Source organism: Sphingobacterium puteale, assembly GCF_050986225.1.
Classification (GTDB): Bacteria; Bacteroidota; Bacteroidia; order Sphingobacteriales; family Sphingobacteriaceae; genus Sphingobacterium; species Sphingobacterium puteale.
The window spans coordinates 467,927-491,941 of the sequence record NZ_CP158959.1 but is presented as its reverse complement, the minus strand read 5'-3'; the positions used below and the strand labels follow the sequence as shown (position 1 = coordinate 491,941).

General features: G+C 40.0%; 16 protein-coding genes. 12 read left to right on the top strand and 4 right to left on the bottom strand.

The genetic code is table 11. The features are described from left to right. Positions 1 to 474 precede the first annotated feature (474 nt). The 4 genes from ABTV71_RS01925 to ABTV71_RS01910 form a co-directional block, all read right to left on the bottom strand. The gene (locus ABTV71_RS01925; RefSeq protein WP_433902117.1) at positions 475 to 2,775 is read right to left on the bottom strand and encodes a GH92 family glycosyl hydrolase; all 2,301 of its coding nucleotides are present in this window, start codon (positions 2,773 to 2,775) and stop codon (positions 475 to 477) included. Between the two features lie 10 nt (positions 2,776 to 2,785). Beyond that, positions 2,786 to 3,505 carry a basic secretory protein-like protein gene (locus ABTV71_RS01920; protein WP_433902116.1) on the bottom strand — a complete coding sequence of 240 codons (720 nt, stop codon included), beginning with the start codon at positions 3,503 to 3,505 and terminating at the stop codon, positions 2,786 to 2,788. Positions 3,506 to 3,524: 19 nt separating this feature from the next. After that, complete coding sequence (locus ABTV71_RS01915) at positions 3,525 to 5,876, bottom strand: GH92 family glycosyl hydrolase (RefSeq protein WP_121124235.1); 2,352 nt, start codon at positions 5,874 to 5,876, stop codon at positions 3,525 to 3,527. Between the two features lie 169 nt (positions 5,877 to 6,045). Next, positions 6,046 to 7,032, bottom strand: a complete 987-nt coding sequence (locus tag ABTV71_RS01910) for a LacI family DNA-binding transcriptional regulator (protein ID WP_433902115.1) — start codon at positions 7,030 to 7,032, stop codon at positions 6,046 to 6,048. Between the two features lie 403 nt (positions 7,033 to 7,435). Here ABTV71_RS01910 and ABTV71_RS01905 point away from each other — a divergent pair, with 403 nt between their 5' ends. The 12 genes from ABTV71_RS01905 (at position 7,436) to ABTV71_RS01850 (ending at position 24,006) form a co-directional block, all read left to right on the top strand. Then, entirely contained in the window at positions 7,436 to 8,008 is a 573-nt protein-coding gene (locus ABTV71_RS01905; protein ID WP_433902114.1) for an RNA polymerase sigma factor, read from the top strand. Positions 8,009 to 8,120: 112 nt separating this feature from the next. Then, positions 8,121 to 9,257 carry a FecR family protein gene (locus tag ABTV71_RS01900; protein WP_433902113.1) on the top strand — a complete coding sequence of 379 codons (1,137 nt, stop codon included), beginning with the start codon at positions 8,121 to 8,123 and terminating at the stop codon, positions 9,255 to 9,257. Between the two features lie 162 nt (positions 9,258 to 9,419). Continuing rightward, entirely contained in the window at positions 9,420 to 12,893 is a 3,474-nt protein-coding gene (locus ABTV71_RS01895) for a SusC/RagA family TonB-linked outer membrane protein (protein WP_433902112.1), read from the top strand. A gap of 10 nt (positions 12,894 to 12,903) precedes the next feature. Further along, entirely contained in the window at positions 12,904 to 14,334 is a 1,431-nt protein-coding gene (locus ABTV71_RS01890) for a RagB/SusD family nutrient uptake outer membrane protein (protein WP_433902111.1), read from the top strand. A 10-nt stretch (positions 14,335 to 14,344) separates the two neighbouring features. Next, positions 14,345 to 15,112 carry a DUF4843 domain-containing protein gene (locus ABTV71_RS01885; RefSeq protein WP_183078672.1) on the top strand — a complete coding sequence of 256 codons (768 nt, stop codon included), beginning with the start codon at positions 14,345 to 14,347 and terminating at the stop codon, positions 15,110 to 15,112. Positions 15,113 to 15,135: 23 nt separating this feature from the next. Beyond that, positions 15,136 to 16,659, top strand: a complete 1,524-nt coding sequence (locus ABTV71_RS01880; RefSeq protein ID WP_433902110.1) for a PKD-like family lipoprotein — start codon at positions 15,136 to 15,138, stop codon at positions 16,657 to 16,659. Positions 16,660 to 16,697: 38 nt separating this feature from the next. Next, positions 16,698 to 17,858 carry a TlpA family protein disulfide reductase gene (locus ABTV71_RS01875; protein WP_433902109.1) on the top strand — a complete coding sequence of 387 codons (1,161 nt, stop codon included), beginning with the start codon at positions 16,698 to 16,700 and terminating at the stop codon, positions 17,856 to 17,858. Positions 17,859 to 18,052: 194 nt separating this feature from the next. Further along, on the top strand, positions 18,053 to 19,546 hold the full coding sequence (locus tag ABTV71_RS01870; RefSeq protein WP_433902108.1) for a retropepsin-like aspartic protease: 1,494 nt from the start codon (positions 18,053 to 18,055) through the stop codon (positions 19,544 to 19,546). A 36-nt stretch (positions 19,547 to 19,582) separates the two neighbouring features. Beyond that, a complete protein-coding gene (locus tag ABTV71_RS01865; RefSeq protein ID WP_433902107.1) occupies positions 19,583 to 20,800 on the top strand; it encodes a thioredoxin family protein in 1,218 nt (405 codons plus the stop codon). A gap of 12 nt (positions 20,801 to 20,812) precedes the next feature. Continuing rightward, complete coding sequence (locus tag ABTV71_RS01860) at positions 20,813 to 22,156, top strand: TlpA family protein disulfide reductase (protein WP_433902106.1); 1,344 nt, start codon at positions 20,813 to 20,815, stop codon at positions 22,154 to 22,156. A gap of 92 nt (positions 22,157 to 22,248) precedes the next feature. After that, the gene (locus ABTV71_RS01855) at positions 22,249 to 22,806 is read left to right on the top strand and encodes an RNA polymerase sigma factor (RefSeq protein ID WP_121124209.1); all 558 of its coding nucleotides are present in this window, start codon (positions 22,249 to 22,251) and stop codon (positions 22,804 to 22,806) included. 75 nt (positions 22,807 to 22,881) lie between these two features. Beyond that, complete coding sequence (locus ABTV71_RS01850) at positions 22,882 to 24,006, top strand: FecR family protein (protein WP_433902105.1); 1,125 nt, start codon at positions 22,882 to 22,884, stop codon at positions 24,004 to 24,006. Positions 24,007 to 24,015 lie beyond the last annotated feature (9 nt).

Genomic DNA, 24,015 nt, shown 5'->3' with positions numbered 1-24,015 from the left:
AGTACCATCATAATTTAAGGTTTAAAGTGTATATAAAAAACGTTTTAGCATAACAGGAAATACCTCTCTGTCAAAACTGGTTTACTTGCTTAATTGGTCAGCACTTATCGCTTTCGGTTATATTGAAGATATATAGAAAACGGAGAAAAAAAAATTTTTTCTCCGTTTTTTTTGTTTTGCTAAACTGGTTTAGTATGCGACATTAAGCTGTTTTATGCGAAAAAACTCGATTTTTGACCACCAAAATTAAGATTTGCTAAAAAAACTCATGAGTTATTTTTTTTACAAATTGTAACACTCCGCTCCGTCTTGGCGACTAAAAGCCCCCCAACTATCCATACAAAATGCGTATAAAATATCTCTATTGAAAATGCAGTCCAAAATTAAAGACAAGCAACACGGACGTTAACAAAAAAAGACCGATCAGTAAATGATCGGTCTCTCCCAATAGTAAAGTTATGGTTTACTGGACGGCTACTTCCCTTTCTTGGGCTTACTTGTCATATCAAAAACCAGTTCACCACCATTTATCAACGCGCTATACGATAATTTTAAATCATCCAGCACTTTACCGTTCCATGTCACAGATTTGACGTACACATTCTTTTCAGACTGATTACGCGCAGTGATCTGGATACTTTTCCCGTTTTCTAGTTTAATCTTCGCGGATTTCACTAATGGGCTACCGATCCAATACCCATCATCTCCTGGCGCAACAGGATAAAATCCAAGTGCAGTAAAGAGATACCAGGCAGACATTTGTCCACAGTCATCGTTTCCACCTAAACCAGCGTGCCCATTATGATATTGATTCCGTATAATCTGACGCAATCTTGCCTGCGCCTTCCAAGGGCTTTGGGTAATATTATACAGATAAGCCACATGATGAGAAGGTTCATTTCCATGTACATAATTGCCAATAATACCATCCCTTGTTATATCCTCCGTATGCTCAAAATATTTATCAGGCAGTTCCATTGTGAATAAAGAATCCAGATAGGTCTCCAGTTTTTTTGGGCCGCCCATAACTTGCATCATCTCTTTGGGTTGATGCGGCACGTACAAGCTATAATTCCAAGAATTCCCTTCTATAAAACCCTGCCCGTGTGTATCTAGGACATCAAATTTTTCCTTAAACTTCCCTTGGGAGCTTTTTGGACGCATAAAACCAATCGTCGGATCATAAAGCGCCCGCCAGCTTTCCGCCCGTTTTGAAAAAGTCTGATAGATATCTTCTTTACCCAGCTTCTTTGCCAATTGAGCAATACACCAATCATCATAAGCATATTCCAACGTATTGGATACCGAAGTACCTGACACATCATCCGGGACATATCCTTTATCGATATAAGCGCCAATTCCTTCATAATTACGGGTATTTGCCGTTTGTACACAAGCCCTTAAAGCAGCTTCCGGATCGCCTTTATAGACACCTTTTAATATCGCGTCAACGATGACGGATACAGAATGATAACCGCTCATACACCAATTGTCGTTTGCATAATGCGACCAAATAGGCAGCATTTTCAACACACTCTGATCGTAATGTGCCATCATTGAAGCGACAATGTCTGAATTGCGGGAGGGATGAATTAAGTTCAGCAGCGGATGGAATGCCCTAAACGTATCCCAGAGCGAAAACGAGGTGTAGTTCGTAAATCCCTTAGCCTGATGTATCTCCTGATCCAATCCTTTATATTCGCCGTTCTGATCCATGTAAATGGTTGGCATCAAACTGGCATGGTACATCGCGGTGTAGAAGTTGACGAGATCCTCCTTGTTCAACATATCCACTTCAATCTTTTGGAGTTCCTTTTCCCAGTCCAGTTGTCCTTTGCGTACATATGCGTCAAAATCCCAATCCGGAGCTTCATTCCCCATATTGCTGAGCGCATTCTTCATACTTACAGGGCTTAGCGCAACTTTCATCTGGATAGATTCTTGCGCTTTGGTGTCGAAATCCAAGTGCAGCTTAATGTTATGGGCTGCTAGGTCGGGGAAATTATGCTGCTGGTCAAACTTACGCCAAAAGCCATTGTATACAGATTTTCCATCTTCATATTTCGCACCGTAGTTTTTGAAAGGTTTGGACGTCTTTATCGCAAAATATACGGTACGTGTCCGGGACCAACCATTGGTCTGGCGATAGCCTACTAAAGTTGAGTCATTTAAAACTTTGACAACCGTCCAGACATTTTTACCATCATAGTTATAAATTCCAGCCGTTAAATCCACGACAAGATGCGATGCATCTGATTGGGGAAAGGTATAACGATGGATTCCCACACGAGTTGTCGTCGTTAATTCGGCCTTAATCTGATGCTTGTCTAACAAAACACTGTAATAGTTTGGCTCCGCCCGTTCATTTGCATGTGAATAAGGTGACCTATATCCTTCCTGAGGTTTATCCGCCGTTCCCGGATTGAGCTGTACCTTCCCTTGGGTTGGCATGACCAAAATATCGCCAAGATCAGAATGGCCAGTACCACTAAAATGGGTATGGCTAAAACCCACAATCGTGGGGTCGCTATACTGGTAGCCGGCGCAATACTTATACACATCGCCATTGTATTGTCCATTTACGGCATACGATAACGTATCTGTATCCGGACTAAGCTGCACTGCCCCAAAAGGAACTGTCGCACCGGGGAAAGTATGGCCCATTCGTGCCGTTCCTATAAGCGGTTTGACATATTGGATTAATTTGGTTTCCTGTGCCCTTAAAAAAAATGGAATACATAGTAAACCGACACCAAGTAAATTTCTTACGTTCATCACTTAAGGATTAAATCTTAGGGTTTTTACTATAAGCACTCCATAATTCATCAATCGTCTTGCCTGTCTGCTCTTTCCAAAAATCATCAGTATACGTTTTACTGCGCATTGCTCCGTCCAATTTTTTAACAAAATCCTTTTTCACATTTTTGTTAATCCAATAAAGGAATCTTGCCGTCGTACGATATGAATCCGTATATTTTTGTTTCTCTGTATACTCCGGCAATTTCCAATTTGCACCAGCGTTGTCTATTCCTTCATCAAACCGCACGAAATCGGCTATTCCCTCGGTAATCCACCAAGGGCCGGCCCCATCTGGATACGCCTGAACAATGTGCATGACTTCATGCGTTACAACATCTATATCGCCCGGATTTTTAGCAAACCAGTCTGGGCTATACCGTACAATTCCCCCTGCTGTTGCAGCTACTCCTTTGTAATCTGGATCAATAACGAAAGACACTTTTCTTATGGTCTTGTTATTATATTTTTTTGCCAGCTTGGGGTAATTAGTAAAATACGCAGCCACCAATCTATCCTTTAAGGCTGGATTAAAATCCTTGTCTTTATTAATCCAGATCAAGGTGTATCCATTTTTGGTAATGCTATCAACATCCACCGCTGCCTTACGGTCATTTTCGGTATGTTGCCAATTATCCTGTGCCGAAACTGAAAAATAATACAGCAGGCCTACGATGGCCAATGCTTGTTTCAAAAAACTAAAGTTCATAATCAGAGTTATAATTTACCTATTTTTTCTTCTTTGATTTTGTTGAATTCACACCCACCTTCAATTCATTCGTCATCGAATATGGAACTGCGCTCAAGGTAGCCCCTCTATTATAGTTCGGTTTAACGGCCATATCAAAATTAAGATTTCCACCTTCATGAAGAGCCTTGTGACTCAACCAGTTTTTACCATAATTTGTTCCGTTAAACTGCAAAGCATTCACATAAACATTTTCACTGGAATTCTTAGGCGCATCTATGGTCAATGTCTTACCATTTTCAAAAGTTAAGGTCGCTTTTTTAAACAATGGAGCACCGAGCACATATTCATCTGTCGCCGGACAAACAGGATAAAAACCTAAAGCTGAAAACACATACCAAGCTGATGTTTGGCCATTATCCTCGTCGCCACAATAACCGTCAGGTGTCGGTTTGTACATTCTGTCCATGACCTGGCGAACCCAATATTGTGTTTTCCAAGGTTGGCCGGCGTAGTTATACAAATATGGCATATGCTGGATTGGCTGATTACCATGTGCATATTGCCCCATATTGGCAACCTGCATCTCCCGAATTTCGTGGATAATACCGCCATAATAACTATCATCAAAATCTGGCGATTGAACGAATACGGAGTCCAACATACCGACAAACGTCTTTTCGCCTCCCATTAAATTGATCAGTCCTTGCACATCGTGGAAAACACTCCAGGAGTAATGCCAGCTATTTCCCTCAGTAAATGCATCACCCCATTTCAGTGGATTGAAAGGTGCCTGGAATTTACCATCCTTATTTTTACCACGCATCAGATTGGTGGAAGGATCAAATAAGTTCTTATAATTTTGGGCACGTTTCGCATATAAGTCAATCTCGGCCTTAGGGCGATTTAATGCTTTTGCCAATTGGTATATGGTGAAATCATCATAAGCATATTCTAATGTGCGGGCAGCATTTTCATTGATGTTAACGTCATAAGGAACATACCCCAGCCTGTTGTAATATTCAACACCTTTTCGCCCGACAGCAGTCATTGGTCCCTCATTATTTGCACCATGTTGCAAGGCTTCATACAATTTGTTGATATCATAACCACGTAGACCTTTCATATATGCATCCGAAACGACCGAAGCGGAGTTGTTACCAACCATGATGTCAGCATATCCCGGGCTGCTCCATTCAGGTAGAAAACCTCCTTCCAGATAGGCATTGAGAAGACCTTCCTGCATTTCCTTATTTATGGAAGGATACATAAAGTTTAAGAATGGATACAAGGCTCTGAATGTGTCCCAAAAACCTGTCCCGCCGAATAAATATCCCGGAAGCGTCTTACCGTTATACGGGCTATAATGTACAGGCTGTCCTTTTGCATCAATCTCATACAACTTGTTCGGGAAAAATAAGGTTCGATACATGGTCGAATAAAATGTACGCAACTGATCGATATCATCACCTTCTACTTTAATTTTTCCTAAGGTAGAATTCCAGATCTGACGTCCATCTTCTTTTACTTGATCAAAAGATTTGTTACCTAATTCATTTAAGTTTAATAAAGCTTGTTCGGCACTGATAAAGGAAGACGCTACTTTCACCTGTACTGGTTTCGTTTTGTCTTTTACCTTAAACCCTACGATTGCACCTGTGTGATCACCTTTGATCTGAAGTTGCCCATCCTTCTTCTCTTTGCCTTCCCAAGTAGCAACACTTGCAAAAGGTTGATCAAAAACCAAAACAAAATAATTCTTGAAATTAGCAGGTAGTGGACCGCGTGCATATTTCGAAGAATAGCCAATTATCATATTTTTTTCTGGAATAATCTGAACTTCAGATCCCTTTTCATATGCATCCAAAACAATATAAGCATCGTCTGTTTTATTAAACGAGATCCTAAATATGGCTGCGCGTTCTGTTGGTGTCATCTCTGCAGTCACATCGTGATCTGCTAGATAAACCGAATAATAATACGGTTTTACAATCTCCGCTTTATGTGAAAACCAGCTCGCACGCTCATCTTGATCAAATACAGGCTTTCCAGTCACAGGCATAATAGAAAAAACACCGTAATCATTCATCCAAGGTGATGGCTGGTGAGTCTGCTTTAATCCACGGATCTTATCAGCTGTATACTGATATTGCCAGCCATCGCCATTTTTACCTGTCTGTGGCGTCCACATATTCATCCCCCAGGGCCTTGCAATGGAAGGATAAGTATTCCCGTTGGAAAGCTCAAATTTGGATTCCGTACCCATTAAAGGATTCACCAGATCCACAGCTTCTAGTTGCTGTCCTCTAAACTTCTGAGCCAAAACCGGTTTTGCGCAAAACAAACCCAAGGACAATAATGACCCTAGAAAAACATTTAATGATTTCTTCATTATTTAGGATATATATAAATATTTCTACTAAAACGTATTAGTAAAGATATAAAAAGAATATGAATTAAAAAAAACTCGATACTTTCTAAGGTGTCCGTCTTATGATTTTTACAATTGGGCTTACGTTCATAGGGGCAATCCGAAGTGGATAAAAGCTCCAAGCAGTATATTATCTTTTAATCAAGTCTGTTGAAATCACATATTCTCTGGGAATGGAAATGCCACGGTCTATTTCTTTTAGTAAGACCTTTACACATGTTTTTGCTAACGGTTCCAGTGGCTGCCGGATACAGGAAATCTTAGGATTCAGTATATCGAACAGCTCATGATCATCAAAGGAAAACAACGGGAAATCGAAAATTTTCCCTTCCTCTGTACGTAGCGATTTCAGGCCAAGGATACACAGATAATTGGTCGTAAAATATAAACCATCCAATTCGGTATTTTTCGATACCCAATTCCTTAAGGTCGTCATACCCTTCTGTCGCAAACTGTGGTAGGGCAAATGTAATATCCGCGCTTGCATTCCTATTTCCTCACAAAATTGTAAATAGGCATTTTTACGCGCTAGCATCTGAGGTTGGTCCGAATCAATTGTAACCAATCCAAAGTTTTCACAGCCGATCGACTTCAAATGTGAGCAGGCCTTCAGGCTGCTGTCTCCATTGTCAATATGCACATAATGTGTGGCTACTTCTGGCGAATTTCGGTCAAAAACAACCAAAGGGACTTTATGTTCCAAGATCTTTCGCTGATGTTCTTCCAGATCTACAGTAGGTGCCAGAAGTATTCCTTCAACTTTCTTTTCAAGCATAAAATCAATGATATCCTGCGCATTTTGAGGATCTCCCAAAGTGCTGCTATAGAGCACATGATAACCCTTCTTGCGCAAAAGCTCTTCAACATATAGCGCAAAAGGGCCGAAAAAGGAATCACCAATATTTTCTACAATAAGGCCAATGGTATTCGAACGGCCCGTAGCCAGACTCTTTGCTAGTGAGTTGGGTTTATACCCAACTTTCTTGACGTAATCCAGCACACGCTTCTCAAGCTCTTTACTGATACGAGCCTGTTCCGCTTTATGATTGATCACCAACGAAACGGTAGATTTGGATACATTAAGTTCCTGTGCAATTTCTTTAATAGATTTGGCCATGCGAGCTATTTCGTAAAATTAAGTGAAATTAGAAAATAAAATGAAGAATACGCTCTTACTGAAGCCAATGAATATCAACACAACCGTTTGCGCGAATTAAATCAGTACTTTTCGTTGTTCCCACAACATTGCGCAATAACAAACAAACTTTTTTCGATAACAACATTTTAAGTTAGCTAAAGTAGCTTCATTGTAATACGATAACAATACCTAAGCCATACTTCAAACCTACTGGAAGCCTATTTTGTCTATGAGCAGTTATTGGTCAATTCATATTAAAAAATATAAATTTTTGTTGAATTTTAATAAAAACACAAAAATGAATGCAAAAAACAGCGCCACTTTGTCAATCTTGTAATGAGAATGTTAATTTTTTTTTAAATTTACTGGCGACTAGCTCCTTATGAAAAACACTGGATCATATCACTACCAAGATCTCCTCCCCCTTATACAGCAAGGGGATCAGCGTGCTTTTTCGGCATTGTATGATTTATTTGCCCCTGATCTTACTTCTTTTATTGCAAAAAAGATCAACAGCCGCGAAGTAGCCGAAGATATCCTGCATGACCTATTTATTTCAGTATGGAAAAATAGAGCGTTAATTGAAGAAATAGAGTCTCTTCCAGCATATCTATTTAGTTCCTGCCGGTATTTGGTGCTTGCCCATTACCGCAAAGAGATGAAAAAAAAGGTTACCCAAAACGTTGAACATTTTGAGTGTGAAGATCAATCCATAAACATTGAAGATCGACTCTATTACCGTTATATTATCGATATAGTTACCAGAGAAATAGAAAATCTTCCTCAAAAATGTCGGGAAGTATTCAAATTGAGCAGGGAATATTATATGAGTAACAAAGAGATTGCTATAAAATTGGAAATCAGCGAATCCACGGTAGAAAAACATATTAACAAAGCCATCCGACATCTACGTACAGCAACAAGCCACCTTTTCCACTTTATCTTATTCTTTTAGTTGTCAGTAATCGTCAATTTCAATAAAAAAAACTTTTTTTTACTTTTTGAGTAGAAGCTCCTCTTCTTTTACATCACTTGTATTATAACCAACCAGTATAACGTTGCGATTTATGAAGCAAGTGAAAGAATTATATAGATTGATAAGCAGCTTTCTGAACCGAGCCGAAAATATCGAGGAACGTAAACAGCTTTTTGATTGGTTTGATCAGCAATCGGCCGATCAAATATCAGAAGAGCAGTTTTCGGACATCCAAAAGAATGTCAAAAATCGTTTATTGAACGAAATCGGGACAACTGAAAGAACGTCCACTACACTAAAATATGTGCAATATATCGGTACTGCCGCTGCTGTACTACTAATTGGTTTCTTCGCTTACAACTTATGGCCCTCAACCGAAAATATTGCTTCTGAAGAATTATTGGCTTCTGTCCCAGCTGGAAAAGAACGAGCAATCATTACTTTAGGTAACGGAAAAAAGATCGACCTCGAACAGCTGAATTTAAATCAGCGCATTCAAACCGGTGATGTTATCATTATTAAGGATGGCAATGGGCAGGTAAGTTATCATGATGCGAAAAGCAACAAGCCAATAGTTCAAATAAACAGCATGCATACCCCCAAGGGCGCCACGTATGACTTGACCCTTTCTGATGGCACCTTAGTTACCTTAAATGCCGATTCCAAAATTACCTATCCCACCACATTTAGTCAGGGAAACAGAGTCGTAGAACTACAAGGAGAAGCATACTTCCACGTACGCAAGACGAGCAATAAAAGCAAATTTATTGTTAAGACAAAAGACCAACAGGTGGAAGTTTTAGGAACTCAATTCAATATCAATGCGTATCCAGAAACTGGAAAGACACAAACTAGTCTGGAAGAAGGCTCCGTCCTTGTTTCCTTAGAAAAAAACAGTAAATCAAGTGTTCGGCTCCTGCCCAATGAACAAGCCGTACTAAAACAGGGTGGATTGCGTGTTCATAAAATCGACATAGAAGAAGCGTTGAGCTGGAAAAATGGTCAATTCTATTTCAATGGAAATAATACGGCCGAGGTACTTCAACAGATTGCCCGATGGTATAATATTACGATTACTTATAAAGCGAATAGCAATAAGGAGCAATATTCCGGAAAAATTCCCCGTAACCTCAGCTTGGATAAATTAATCAAGCTGTTGAATTTTGCTGATTTAAATACAAAGGCAGTGCTAGATAAAGACAATAAAATCAACTTAATCATTACATAACCAAAATTGCTGAACTATGAAAAGTAAAAAATTTCCTCCTTGATCAGATCCGTAATATCAATAAAAAGACGGATTCTGTTGGCGCAGAACCCGTCAAGTTTGTTGGTATTAAAGTATCGTCTAACTTCTAAATTATTAACACGTTAAAACCAAACGAATTTAATGAAATTTACACTAACTCCGTTCAATAAGAGGGAGAAAGATTTTCATTCGACCACCTTGGCGGCAAATGCCGTACCCAATCCGTGGCGTTCCTATGAAAAACACAGCCCTTTTTTTGCGCGCCCATTATCAAGATCTCTTATGAGGATCAACCTAATTACCTTAATGATCGGCCTAGGTCTTTCTCAAGTAGATGCAAACACCTATGCACAACAGATCACCCTCAAAAAGCAAAAGTCGAGCCTCGAAGCTATTTTGAAAAAAATTGAAAAACAAAGTGGATATACATTTTTTTACAAGAAAAATGAGATCAATCAAGTCATTGATTTATCTGCTGATATAAAGGAAGCGCCCTTCAAACAGGTACTGAATATCATTTTTAACAAAGCGAATCTTTCTTACGATTTTTTCGACAAAACAGTAGTCATTAAAAAGAGAACTACAGCGCCATCGCTTCATGCAATAACGACCATTTCGCCCGAAAAGGTTGTCAACACCAGTATCCAACACGGAATCAAAGGTAGAGTTGTAGATGAGCAAGGTAACCCCGTGGAAGGCGCATCAATACGTCAAAAAAACGATGAAAAAAGATCTGTTAAAACCAATGCTGACGGGGTATTCAACCTGCCAATCACAGCACTGAATGAAATTCTCGTTATCTCATTCGTAGGTTACGAAAACCAAGAAATCAAAGCAACATTGTCCGTCAGTGGAATGCTGGTCAAACTTCGCAAGAAGGACAATACGATTGAAGAAGTCGTTGTTACAGGAACAGGGATCAATAGAAATAAAGATAGCTTTACCGGTACGACCACAAAATTCTCCGGTGCAGAATTAAAAGCAGTAAGCAACAACAATATTATTCAGAGTTTGAAGACATTGGATCCTTCGTTTTTACAAATTGAGAACAATTTAGCAGGATCAAATCCAAACGTCATGCCGGTGATTGAAGTCCGTGGCAAGAGTAGTATTCCTAGTTCCACGCTAACGGACCAGTTTGGGGCCGATCCCAATCAACCGCTATTTGTATTAGATGGTTTTCCAACAACAATACAAACTATTGTTGATCTTGACATGAATCGCGTCGCATCAGTAACGATACTTAAAGATGCTGCTTCCACGGCGCTATATGGTTCACAAGCATCTAATGGTGTTGTTGTTATAGAGACTGTAAAACCCAAACCTGGTGAGTTACAGTTTACATACACACAAGACTTTAGATTCGAAATGCCCGATTTGTCCGCATACAATATGATGAATGCGACTGAAAAATTAGAATTTGAAAGACTCTCCGGACGTTACAACTCATCGTCAAGTCCTACACAACAAGTCTATCTCGATAGCCTATACAATCAACATCTTTCATTTGTGAAAAAAGGAGTTGATAGTTACTGGCTAAGTGAACCGCTACAAAATGGCTTCTCGACGAACAACTCGATCAATGCAGCCGGTGGCGATGAGACTTTTATCTACAATCTTGGCTTAAACTACCGGAAAGGAAAAGGAGCCATGATTGGATCAGGGAGGGATAGTTATAGCGGTAGTATCAACCTAACTTATCGAAAAAATAAGGTAAATATTAACAATATTACCTATATCAGAGGCAACAAGACAACCGAATCGCAATATGGCTTATTTTCTACTTGGGTAAATACAAATCCATATTATGAAAAAAATTGGGAAAACCCCTTTCTGGAAATTAGTCGAAAATCCAACTCTTCTGTCGATTTCTATATTTCCAACCCATTATATGATGCCATGCTGCCGCAATATAATAAATCCAAAAATTTGGAGGTTCAGAATAACTTTAATGCCAACTATGACATTACGAGTTATCTAAGAGCGAATGCTGCGCTACAAATGACTAAGGGGACAACAGAAGGTAAAATCTATAAGTCGCCCGAAATGAGCGATTTCTTTGAGACACCAACCTTACGGAAAGGAAGATATACGGACAATCGGAATAACAATTTTTCCTATCAGGGAAATTTTATGTTGACCTTTTATAAAACCTTTGCACAAAAGCATCAATTAAATGCCAACTGGCGCAATACAATAGCTGAAAATAAAAACGACGCCTATACAACTGTAGCTGAAGGATTTCCTGCAGGGAACACGGGCAACCCACGTTTTGCCTATAGTTATTTACTAGATGGTGCTCCGGTAGCATCCAGTAGCACATATAGATCGGTTAATACAACGCTAAGTGCTAATTATTCCTATGATAACCGCTACCTGTTTGATGTTGTATACAGATTGGATGGCTCAACGGCTTATGGCAGTAACAAGCAATTCTCTCCTTATTATGCCGTCGGTTTAGGCTGGAATATCCACAAAGAAGCATTCGCAAAAAAAATGCCTTGGATAAACTCTTTACGACTAACAGGAAATGTGGGTATCACAGGTAATCAGAATTTTGCTAATATCAGCTCAATTTCGCTATACAATTATACGAGTACAAATTACAATCAGTTCGGTCAGGGCGTAACTCTTAATATGCTGGGCAATCCCAATCTAGAACCCCAAAAGACACAACAGATCAGTACCTCTTTAGATTTCAGCCTATTCAACAATCGTTTTACAGGTTATATCAATGCGTACAACAAGAAAACAGATCCATTAATAGTTCCCGTAGACTTACCGTCCTCAACTGGCGTGTTTTCCTATCCTTATAATATCGGCAACCTGACCTATAAAGGATTAGAGACTAAGCTAACAATTTATCCGATCTATAACCTTGAAAAAGGTATCACTTGGAATATCGGCCTTACAGCAGCAAGTTACAAAAGCCAATACGGTGGATTTGGCGACATCCTGCGAACCCTTAACAAGCAGCAGGAAACATCCAAATCCTTGGTCAGATATATAGATGGAAATAGCGCTGAAGCCATTTGGGCGACCCAATCCTTGGGAATTGATCCAACCACCGGAAAAGAAGTTTTCTTGACTAAAGATGGACAATATACATTTGATTACAGCGCTGCTGACGTAGCCAATGTCGGAAATACAGCACCTAAAGTCGAGGGTGTAATTTCCACGAACCTTCGGATTAAAGGATTTACATTCGGACTGGGCCTACGCTATAGATTAGGTGGTGATATCTTTAATACAGCATTATTTGACAAAGTGGAGAATATTAACTTCACGAACGTTGTGAACAACCAGGACAAACGTGCCTTATACGACCGCTGGCAAAATCCAGGGGATATTGCACAATTTAAGGCGATTTCCCAAACGGCAACTACACCGATATCATCACGATTTGTCCAATCGCTGAACACACTCAGCAGTGAAACCTTAAACATTGGCTATCTATTTGACAAAAGTCCGTGGCTGGAGAGCATGAAATTGAAGACCTTGTCCGTCAACCTGATGGCAAATGACTTCCTATATTTCTCCACCGTCAGAAGAGAGCGTGGTATATCCTACCCTTATGCCAGAACTTTTGCCTTCTCCTTCAGAGCATCATTTTAATTATTGACTTATGAAACGCACTATTAAAATACTTCTAATTCTGCTGACAACTGTCTCTTTTTTCTCCTGTAAAAAATTCCTGGATGTTCAACCGGAAGACAAGGTTTCAGAATCTCAGTTATATAGCACCAAAAATGGCATTCGATCCGTGCTCAATGGAATCTATCTGGACCTCGCAGCAAACCAGTTATACGGAGATAACCTAACACTTTCTACCATCGAAATCCTCGGTCAGCGCTATAATATCAGTACTGAACATAACCAATATAAGACAGCCACTTATGCCTACAAAGATAAACCAACGGTGGATCGTATGGAGGATATCTGGTCGGCCGCTTATTCGACGATCCTAAATATTAATGTCTTCTTGGAAAATCTCGATAAATACAAAGGTGTTGTCGATCAATCCACAGAAAACATGTATAGAGGCGAAGCAATCGCCATGCGCGCATTCCTGCATTTCGATCTATTACGGCTATATGGCCCTCGCTACTCAACTGTAGACTCTACAAAACAGAGTTTGCCCTATTATAGAAACGCGAAAACCGAAGTAAATCCTTTATTACCAGCCAATGATTTTATGGATAATGTAATGGCTGATTTAAATCTTGCTGAAACTTTACTACAAAACGATCCCATCATCACGACTGGTGTAAATATTGCCCAACCAGAAGACTTAGTTGACTTTCTAAGCAATAACAGAAACTACCGCTTTAATTATTATGCCATAAAAGGTCTCAAAGCACGGGTATACCTCTATCGTGGCGACAAAGCCAATGCTTTAACCACGGCCAAAGAGGTGATCGCTATAAGCGGCAAGTTTCCTTGGACAACTTCTGCCAATGCTTTGGTTGAAAAGCAAAATCCCGATCGCGTATTTTCATCAGAAATGCTATTTGGCGTGATGAATTCCCAGCTATACAATCGCTACCTGAATTGGTTCGATCCATCTCTTAGTGACAGGCAAATATTAGCACCTACGCCAAGTAGGCTAGCTACCGTATACGAAAACAATGAAAATGATTACAGGTATAATCTGAACTGGCAGATGCCATCCAATGGCTCCAAACCTTATAAAACGTTTCTTAAATATGCCGATGTCGTAGACAAAACCAGAACTTTTCGTTTCAGCATTCCTTTGCTCAAAATAAGCGAAATCTATTACATCGCTGCCGAATGCGAGCCCAATGCTGCCGACGGAATAACCTTGCTGAATATTGTGCGTGCCAACAGAGGCTTACTGCCCTTGGCAACGACGGTAAACATCTCGACCGAACTTCAAAAAGAGTATCAGAAGGACCTTTTCGGAGAAGGCCAGCTTTTTTATTATTACAAACGAAGGAACGTAACCTCTGTAGCCAATGGCTCTTCGACAAGTGGTAACGTAACGATAAATTATAACGTTCCTTTGCCAGATTCTGAATCAATTTATAGACAATAAAATGCTACACATGAAAAATATATGCTACTTATTATTAGCTCTCGCAGCTATTACTTGTCTCAGTTCATGTGAGAAAGAACTTCACAAGTATGAAGGAAAGCCAACCATTTATTTTAATGAAACGGCCCGGCCCCTCGCCTATTCCTCTGAGGTCCTTAAAGATTCTACCCTGATCTCTTTCAGTCTGACCAAAGAGGCAATAGTCGACTCCCTTGTGCATATGGTCATTGCCACCATGGGAAACGCAACAGATAACGACCGACCGTATAAAATCGTCCCAAATGCATCATCTACTGCAATTGAGGGCAAACACTACGAAATCATCAACAAGGATTTTTCGATCAAAAAGAATCAACTTCGGGATACCATATGGCTCAGATTTATGCGAACTTCTGACATGAAAGACCAAAATTTCCTGCTCAGCTTTGACCTTCTTGAAAATGAAAGCTTTTCGGTCGACATGCAGTATAAGGTGACGAACCAAACTACAGGCCAAAGACTGAATTTCATTAATTATAGATGGTTTATCAATGATATAATAAAAAAGCCAACCCGTTGGCTGGACTTCTATCTCGGAACCTTTTCGCGTAAAAAGCTCAACTTAATGGTGGAAGTCCTGAATGTCGACCCCCAGTATATGGATACCAATATCTCAATTGCTGAAACATTAGCCTATGGCAAATTTATGCAGCGGTATCTGAATGAACAAAAGGCGGCTGGCAACCTTATCTTGGACGAAGACGGCCAACCAATGAGTATGGGGAGTGCTGCTCAATAGCCTGTAAACTTAAAACGAAAAAAATGAAAATAAATATCTCATATTCGATCATTAGCCTGTTGATGACATGTATGTTCTTGGGGGGCTGTAAAAAAGATCTTGGAAATTATAATTATGTTCAAATAAATGAATTGGATACGATCGCAGAACTACCCAACGAAGTCACTGCTCTTGTCGGTAAAGACCTCCAATTGACGCCTAAAATCCAATTCACACAAGACAGCAAATTTATTGAAGATAATTATCAGTACCAGTGGACTTATATCGGTTCCAACGGCCTCGGAGGCCAGACGATATTCTCATTAAGTGAAGAAAAAGATCTGAATATTAAAATAAATCTTACTGCGGGAAGCTATCAAGCCTATTTTTCTGTCACAGAAAAACAGACAGGAATAAAATATACACGTCCATTCAAACTCAAAGTCGTCAACGAAATCAATGAAGGTTGGATTATGATGAACGAAGCCAATGGTAAGGCCAGAGTCGATATGCTCGTCTTAAATGCATCCAACACCTTTGATGTTTATAACGACATTTTAGCTTATACGGGATCGGAGCTTACATTAACAGGCAAACCTGTCATGACCTATACATATGCTACAGGATTACTACTCGGGCCTGACAAGATCAGCTACGGTTTATATTTCGGCACAGATAACGGTACAACAAAAGTGGATCCCAACACCTTCAAATGGACCAATACCATGGAACTATCATATGAAATGATTGGTGCAATTCCCGCCGGATTTTATGCCGACGTCATCCAACAAAGAAATGGCTCGTCTTCCTATTTGATAGGCGGTGGAAACGCCTACTTTTATGATCGCCCAATGAATATATTCTACTCATCCCCGATCAATTACATCGCAGCTGAGGAAAAAAGTTTTGAGGTAGCCCCCTTCATAGGTGGATGGCATAGGGACATTTCCAACCCTATTATATTGTATGATAAAACCAATCGAAGATTTGTGCGTCATGTATCTACTGCCTCAACTTGCACCACGCTTATCGACCCGGAAAAAGATCTTAAGTTATTCAGCTTTAATACTGGACTGGACATGGTATACATGCGCTGGATGGCATACAATGGCGGCGAGATCTTCTCCATCCTAAAAGAACCTAAGGCCTCAAAAAAATACCTCGCACGATTCAACGCTGTTAGCACCGCACAGACTTACTACAGCGAAATAACAGGTACGGACATCGATAAAGCAGAATTCTTTGCCTTTAATCCCGAATTTGGCTACCTATTTTACAGCGTCGGAGGTAAAATTTATGAATACGATATGACCTATAAAACGTCCAAATTGATGGTTGATCTAGGTGACAAAAAAGTCAGCTATTTGAATTTCTATGAATTCAAGAATTCCACCAAATATACCGATGGAAATAAACTTATGGTTGGTCTTTATGATCCAAGCAAAACAGATGGCACAGAAGGCAGCTTAAACATATATACTGTCCCTGGTCTAAATGCAAATATTGCGTTGGATAAATCCTATACGGGATTTGGCCGGATCAAAAGTTTAACCTACCGTGAACGTTAAACCTACATCAGAACATCAATATTAAAGGAAAACTAATCATGAACAAACTTCAGCTGTTTCTTTTATGTTTTATACTATCCCCCCTTGCTTTGTTGGCACAGGGGGATAGTATCACCATAAAAGGACAACTTCATACAGTTGTTGGCAACTCCGTCAATAGGATCATCCTATCTTTTACCGACAACAGCAACAAGAAACAAGTTTTTTCTCAGACAATTCCTAACGGAGGATTTGAATTCAAGGTGCCCAAACAACCAAAAATAGTAGAAGCTACGTTACGTACAGCAGACCAAATGACCGCTACGAATCCGATGCAATCACCGCTTAACTTATTCATTGGAGAAGATAATATCAGCATTAAATCCGATAACGAAGAGCTCCAATTTGCAGATGTCGAAGGTGGAGAAGAAAACAATGCTTACAATAGTTTACGCCAGTCTACCGCAATTTTTATTAAACAAAAACAAACACGTTATACCCCAATCTTAACAAACAAAATCTCTACTGAATCGCCAGAAGGGAAAAGCATACTTCAACAAATCAGTCAGCTCGGTAAAAAAGAAAACCAGCTTCACAAGGAATTCGTAAAGCGTCATCCCCATTTGTACAGTAGCTTATTTCTACTCTACAGAATGAGATCTAGCTATACGTCTGCAGATTACAAAACGGCCTTTGATGAATTGTCCAATACCTACAAATCAACGAGCATTGCAATGGCGGTACAAGCTCGTATCGAAAAAGAATTAGTGACTGAAAAAGGTAAAGCTGCGCCCCTTTTCGAACGTCCTACTTCAACGGGAACACATTTTAAGTTGGAAAACTTGCGTGGGCAAGTTGTTTTATTGGATTTTTGGGGGAGCTGGTGTAGTCCCTGTCGGGCTAGTATGCCCCACCTCCAAGAGCTCTATAGCCGCTACAAAGAAAAGGGATTTGAAATTGTAGGTATCGCCCACGAACATGGAAAAAGCCTAGAAGACTCCAAAAAAACTTGGAACAAAGCTATACAGCAGCTCCACTTACCTTGGATCAATGTACTCAATAATGAAAAGAAAGAGCAGATGGATATCGTAAAAACTTACCAAATAAGTGGGTTCCCAACGAAAATTCTAGTGGATGAAAATGGTAATATTCTCTTACGTGTTATTGCTTCCGCTACAGACGATATCGACGTCGCCCTGAAAGAAATCTACGGATTTTAATAAGCGTTATAACAATTTTCATCTTTTTTTCAGCTTACACGTAGGTGCTTGACAAACTTTTTACAACTATACTTCTACATGGCAACCAGAGAGAACAATGAAAAAAACAAATGTGTTATGCTTTGTCTAAAAGACACCAATAGATCACCTTCTTTCCTCTCTTTGAGGGACTATTAAAAATGATAACCAATTTTATGTGGTATACACAAACTAAAAAATCAATTTTAACTGGAGTATGTACCTTAGTGCTATTCAGCAGTTATGCCCAATCCAGTGCTACATTCGCTCAAAAACTTTTTCAAGCGTTCCAGCAAAAAGACACGGCCTTCCTAACTGGCGAGTTGGCATCCAACTTTTCCATTGCTGGACACACAGACGCTGGAGCTAAATTCCGTCTTGACCAAATTGTCAAAAATTACCAAATTTCAAAAATTGACATCAAAGCAGATAGGAAAGTGAAAAGAGGGCACGTCATGCAATTAGCTATCCTAGATAAAGTAAACAAATCGATCAATGCCGAAGCATTATTCGATACAACAGACAAATTGGTCCACCTGTCGCTATTCGACCAGCTTTATGGAATGCAACGTATGGACTCAGCAAAGTTACGGGCTGCCATTCCCTTCGAAAACCACAATGGCTCCATCTATCTACAAGTCAAAATCAACGGCTACGACAAACCACTACGCCTACTTTTCGACACAGGAGCGGATGGCATGGCCGTCAGCCAGCAACTCGCTGATCGCATCGGTTTAAAAATAACAAGAGAAAAAAATGCGTCTGTGGTAGGCGGGCATGCTAAAATCCAAATTTCTGAAAACAACACGGTTGGTCTAGATACCCTCAACATTGAAAAACAAAGTATTGCCATTTTTCCAGAGATGGGCCGCGATGGTGATGGCATCATTGGCAATACCATAATTCGACGATACATCACCCATATTGACTACGACAATAATCTCCTGTCTCTCTATGAATTCGGTGGTTTTCAATACAGTGGACAAGGCACTCTAGTGCCAATCAGTATGCCCTCCGGGGTCATGGTACTTCCCGGACAGCTCGATATCACGAAAGGCAAAAGCTACGCCGGTCGTTTTGTTTTCGATACAGGAGCTTCGTACGACCTCATTTGTTTCAGACCTTTTGTACGCCAAAACAAATTACTCGTCAGCGGTTTCAAACCCGAGGCCCAAGCCGCGACAGTCAGCATGGGTATTTCCTCACCTACATTTCTCGGTAAAAGCCACCAATTTGCGATTTCACCACTTCCCCCAATGGCAGGCCTACCTATAACATTGATGGGTGGTACTGCTGATAACGAACAATGGCAGCCCGGCGTTGACGGATCTATTGGTATCCGTCTATTGAGCAGATACAATATGACCATCAACCTCGCAGAAAGCGAAGTCTTTTTTGCACCAAATAAACTACATGCACTACCGCAAGACTTTCTGATTCGAAACCATCAATTTGGCTGGGATAATACCGGACTGTTAAAAGCACTTGGCTCCGTTGGTACTCCTCCAAATGAAAGCCCGCTGAAAAATGGTGATCTCATCCAACAGATTGATGGCTATTACGTCGATCAACTCGAGAAAAACCCCAGATTGATCGACCAAATTTGGCTAAAAGCCAAAGAAAATGAAATCACGATCATGCTAAAGGACAACACCCAAATAACGCTATAAGTATACAACCAGTACGAAAATCCTAAAAACAACAAAATGAAAAAAATCTTTCTTTATTTGGCAATTCTTAGCATGGGCATTTTTTATCGACAGGCATTAAATGCTCAGGAAAAAGCTTTTCAAGGAACGTTTGCCGAATGCCAGACCCAAGCTAAAAAAGATAATAAATTGATCCTTATCGACCTCTACTTTGTTGGCTGCATCCCTTGTGCGCAGATGGATAAGGAAGTGTTTCCGGATGCTAATGTCATCAAAGAGCTCAACAAAAATTATCTTCTTTACAAAACCGATGTAATGAAGGAAATGGATGGCAAAAAATTGGCACGTAAATATGGTGCGCCCGGTTTCCCAACGTTTGTCGTCGTGAATCCCGATGGCCAAACCATTTTGATAGAATCCGGCTTCTTTTCAGTGAATAGGTTGATTGCCCTCTTACAGGAAGCTAAGCAACGAGATAAAGCGCAACAGTATTTAGCATTTAACAAGACATTGGACAATCCATACCCCGCTGCTTACAGCGAACGGTTTATCAAAACTGGAGAAAAACATGATTTTGCTGAATTAGAAAGCTATCTAGACCAACAAGAAGATCTTTTCAATGAAACGGCTATCTTAGCCAACTCCGTTACCGGATTTACCAAGTACAACAATTGGGCTTACAATAACCTGCCAAAACTGATCAATATGTACGGGGGAAATCTACTGCGAAACAAAATTACAAACATAGCAAAAGCAAGAAGCAAGGAGTTCGGTAACAGACAACAGCTGGATAGTCTCCACAATATGTTTAAATACATACGCCCCACCTTCACCGATAGATTATGGGATGTATTTCTACCATCCTTTATTACAAACTATTACACGGGCTCCAAAGATGCCCGAAGCTATTTAGCATTAATCGACCAGTATAAATTATATCCGACCTGGGATGAAAGAAGCAATGCTTTAGGGCCAATTATTATAGACCAGTCAAATAATTCGACGATTTTACAAGCCATTCGCTCACAATACCTAGAACAACAACAGCCTTTAGATATAGTTGACAACTATCGGCTAGCTCTTTTGCATTATTATCTACAAGATTATGATAACGCTGCCAAATCCATAGCGATTGTACTTAACACCTCAACTTCACCCTATTTCTCACCCAATAAAAATGAGTTTCTCGCACTACAAAAAGCAATTGAGAAGAAAGACAATACACTATTTAAAGCCAAAGACATAAAAAAAAATATTCCAGTTAAACTAAGTTAAACGAACTTTACTATGATCAGAAAAACCCTTTTATTAATTACAGCAGCACTGACATCGTTCGCCGCATTAGCCCAATTGCCAAGTAACATCAATGGCTCAATAACTCCCGGAAAATTAAACCGCATCGGGCTCTTTAAAGTCCTTAATGGCCGCCTGAAAGAAATCGCTACTGCCGTACCGGATGGACAAGGCCGATTCGGATTTCGGTTCACTCCAGAATATGAAGGTCTATATGCGCTGGGGAGTGGAAACCCACAAAGCCAACAAGGATTATTTCGTTTCTATTTCAAAGGTAACGAAGAATTAAACCTCAAATTAGACCAAGGGGCCTACGAATTGACAGGAAAAAATAGTCCGGAAAATCAAGCATTATACACATGGGATCAACAGTCCAAGTCTTTTCACGACAAAGGACTCACACCTGGAGGTAGAAGCACATACGTGGACTTCTTTCCAGAAGTAGAAGATTTCAAAGGAAAATTGGATGGCATCAAGAAAAAAGCTAAAACAGGAAATGCAAATTTTGACAAATTGTTCTCCGAGCTGATAGACTATGATTTTGCCTATTATGCGACATCCTACTTGCAAATGCCACGAACAGCACATCCGAGCAAAGAGGAAATGAGTGACTATTATACCGCATTCAAAGCAGACAGGTATCTTACACCGACTCTATTGAAACTCCCTTATGGTGATCGTTTCTTAACCAATCTGGTGTATCGAAAAGTTGATTTAGCAAGTAAACCGACTGTAGAGCAGCTGGTGTCTACCATCGGCCCCGATGTGCTTAAAGGACAATATATTTTGCAACGTTTAGAAGGAGTTCGCTCGTACAGCGACTTTCAGGAGATGAACAACACTTATAAAAAATATTTCACTTTACCCGAACAGATTGAGCGAGTAAAGGCCATCGAGCTAAAACTGGTAGAAACAAAAACAGGTGTGCCAGCTTTCCAATTTAGCTATCCCGATCTTAGTGGCAAGAAAACAAATCTCGCCGATCTTAAAGGTAAGGTGGTATTGGTCGATATGTGGGCTACATGGTGTGGACCTTGTCGTGCGGAAGAACCACATTGGGAAAAACTTAACGAGGAGTTTAAAGGAAAACCTATCGCATTTGTTGGTATTTCTGTCGACCAGGACAAACCAAAATGGGAAACCTATGTTAAAGAGAAAAATATCAAAGGAATTCAATTACACGCCGGACCGGGAAATGAGTTAACAAATGCGTATAAAGTAAATGGTATACCACGTTATATTCTGATCGATAAGGCGGGAAACCTAATTTCCGCAGATAGCCCGAGACCTAGCGACCCAAAATTGAAAACATTACTTGAAGAATGGAGTAAAAAATAAGGATCACAATAAGTTAGGGTAACAATATGAATGCCCTAACTTATTTTTATTTATTCATTTTTTAAATACTTTTGTATGGTAACTACCCGAAAATGGAAAACAATATTGCATATTGGCTACAGCAGATCGCAGAAGGCGATCGTACGGCATTTGATGCATTGTACAACCACTTTTGGAAACCAATATACCAACAGGTCTATCAGAGAATAAAAAACACCGAAGCCACCGAGGATATCCTACATGACCTCTTCTTGAGCATATGGAAAAACCGAAACAGAGTACAAGAAATCAATAATATTGAATCTTACTTAAAGACCGGTGCACGTTATCTAAGCTTCACGTACCTTAATAAAAACAATGCACAATATGCTGTCGACATCGATAGGGTTGACATTATTCTAGACGATGCCCCCATCGAAGATCGTTTACATTACCGCTATCTACTCGACCTGATCCAAGAGGAAATTGAAAACCTGCCCGAACGATGCAAACTGATCTTCAAGGAAAGTCGCGTCAACAACAAATCCATCAACCAAATTGCCCTTGAATATGGGCTATCCAAGAGTACAGTTGAAAACCAAATCAATAAAGCCCTTAAACGTTTACGCCTCATAACCAAAGACTTTCACCTCTTTATTTCATTTTTTTAATTTTTTTTTATTTTTACATAGGTGCTTTTTATTCTTTCGGTGACTATATCTATACAAGGCTAACCAAAAGAAATAATGAACATATCTAATTCATTCGCCGCATTAATACGTAAATACCTGCTCGGTTTCGAGACAAAGGAAGAATACCACACTTTAAAGGATGCCTTTGACGAACTATCTTCATTACAGCTTCCTGCCGAGGATATTATCCAAGGTGGTCAAAAACGGGTCCGCGAGCGCCTATCGGGGCATCCTGCATTTATCGAGGTAATTCCTTTTCACAAAAAGCACCGCCTCCAATTACAGGCAGCTGCCAGTATCTTCATAATCGTAAGTGCGAGCTTAAGCTATATTTACTATAGAAACAACTTTGTCTTCAATCCAGTTCCTCTCGCTCAATTGGCCGCTATACAACCTGCCAAAGAAAAGGTAAAACTATCTTTTGAGGATGGTAAAGTCATCATATTGGATAAAACAGGAAAATCCGTACCGGCCATAGAGGGTATACAGGAAATCAAAAACGGAGAAATTGTTTATAATAATCAGGCAGATAAGATTGTCCAGAATACATTATCGACACCTAGGGGGCAGCTATTCAAAATAGCGCTGCCCGATGGTACCAAAGTGTGGATGAATGCCCATAGTTCATTAACATATCCATCTAAATTTACCGGAACCGAACGCTTGGTCGAACTGCATGGTGAGGCCTATTTTGAAGTAACCAAAAATCCTGCACAACCTTTTATCATCAAAACATCGAGCCAAGACATCAAAGTCCTTGGAACACACTTCAACGTACAAGCCTACGACAATGAGCCATTGACCAAAACAACCCTAGTCGAGGGGAAAGTAGAAGTGCAACAGCGAAATCAAAAACTTGTCCTATACCCCAATCAACAGGCGCTATCCAATGCCTCCTCGATCAGCAAAAAGTCTGTAGATGCCACGGAATACGTTGCATGGCGCGAAGGTTACTTTACCTTTAATAACGCCAGCCCCAACGAAATAATGCGCCAACTGGCGCGTTGGTATGATCTACGCGTTGAACTGGACAATTCAAATGTCAGTGAAAAATTCAGTGGTAAGATCCTGAAACAAACTAATCTAAAAGAGGTGCTTGAAGTGTTGAGGATCGCTGGTATATCAATTAGAATTGAAAAGAATAACAACAACGTAAGAATGATCCGTTTAGCAAACTAACTAAATACG

Excerpts from the sequence above, each read along its gene's own strand:
- ABTV71_RS01925 (WP_433902117.1), bottom strand. The coding sequence starts at position 2,775 with ATGAACGTAAGAAATTTACTTGGTGTCGGTTTACTATGTATTCCATTT.
- ABTV71_RS01920 (WP_433902116.1), bottom strand. The coding sequence starts at position 3,505 with ATGAACTTTAGTTTTTTGAAACAAGCATTGGCCATCGTAGGCCTGCTG.
- ABTV71_RS01915 (WP_121124235.1), bottom strand. The coding sequence starts at position 5,876 with ATGAAGAAATCATTAAATGTTTTTCTAGGGTCATTATTGTCCTTGGGT.
- ABTV71_RS01910 (WP_433902115.1), bottom strand. The coding sequence starts at position 7,032 with ATGGCCAAATCTATTAAAGAAATTGCACAGGAACTTAATGTATCCAAA.
- ABTV71_RS01905 (WP_433902114.1), top strand. The coding sequence starts at position 7,436 with ATGAAAAACACTGGATCATATCACTACCAAGATCTCCTCCCCCTTATA.
- ABTV71_RS01900 (WP_433902113.1), top strand. The coding sequence starts at position 8,121 with ATGAAGCAAGTGAAAGAATTATATAGATTGATAAGCAGCTTTCTGAAC.
- ABTV71_RS01895 (WP_433902112.1), top strand. The coding sequence starts at position 9,420 with ATGAAATTTACACTAACTCCGTTCAATAAGAGGGAGAAAGATTTTCAT.
- ABTV71_RS01890 (WP_433902111.1), top strand. The coding sequence starts at position 12,904 with ATGAAACGCACTATTAAAATACTTCTAATTCTGCTGACAACTGTCTCT.
- ABTV71_RS01885 (WP_183078672.1), top strand. The coding sequence starts at position 14,345 with ATGAAAAATATATGCTACTTATTATTAGCTCTCGCAGCTATTACTTGT.
- ABTV71_RS01880 (WP_433902110.1), top strand. The coding sequence starts at position 15,136 with ATGAAAATAAATATCTCATATTCGATCATTAGCCTGTTGATGACATGT.
- ABTV71_RS01875 (WP_433902109.1), top strand. The coding sequence starts at position 16,698 with ATGAACAAACTTCAGCTGTTTCTTTTATGTTTTATACTATCCCCCCTT.
- ABTV71_RS01870 (WP_433902108.1), top strand. The coding sequence starts at position 18,053 with ATGTGGTATACACAAACTAAAAAATCAATTTTAACTGGAGTATGTACC.
- ABTV71_RS01865 (WP_433902107.1), top strand. The coding sequence starts at position 19,583 with ATGAAAAAAATCTTTCTTTATTTGGCAATTCTTAGCATGGGCATTTTT.
- ABTV71_RS01860 (WP_433902106.1), top strand. The coding sequence starts at position 20,813 with ATGATCAGAAAAACCCTTTTATTAATTACAGCAGCACTGACATCGTTC.
- ABTV71_RS01855 (WP_121124209.1), top strand. The coding sequence starts at position 22,249 with ATGGAAAACAATATTGCATATTGGCTACAGCAGATCGCAGAAGGCGAT.
- ABTV71_RS01850 (WP_433902105.1), top strand. The coding sequence starts at position 22,882 with ATGAACATATCTAATTCATTCGCCGCATTAATACGTAAATACCTGCTC.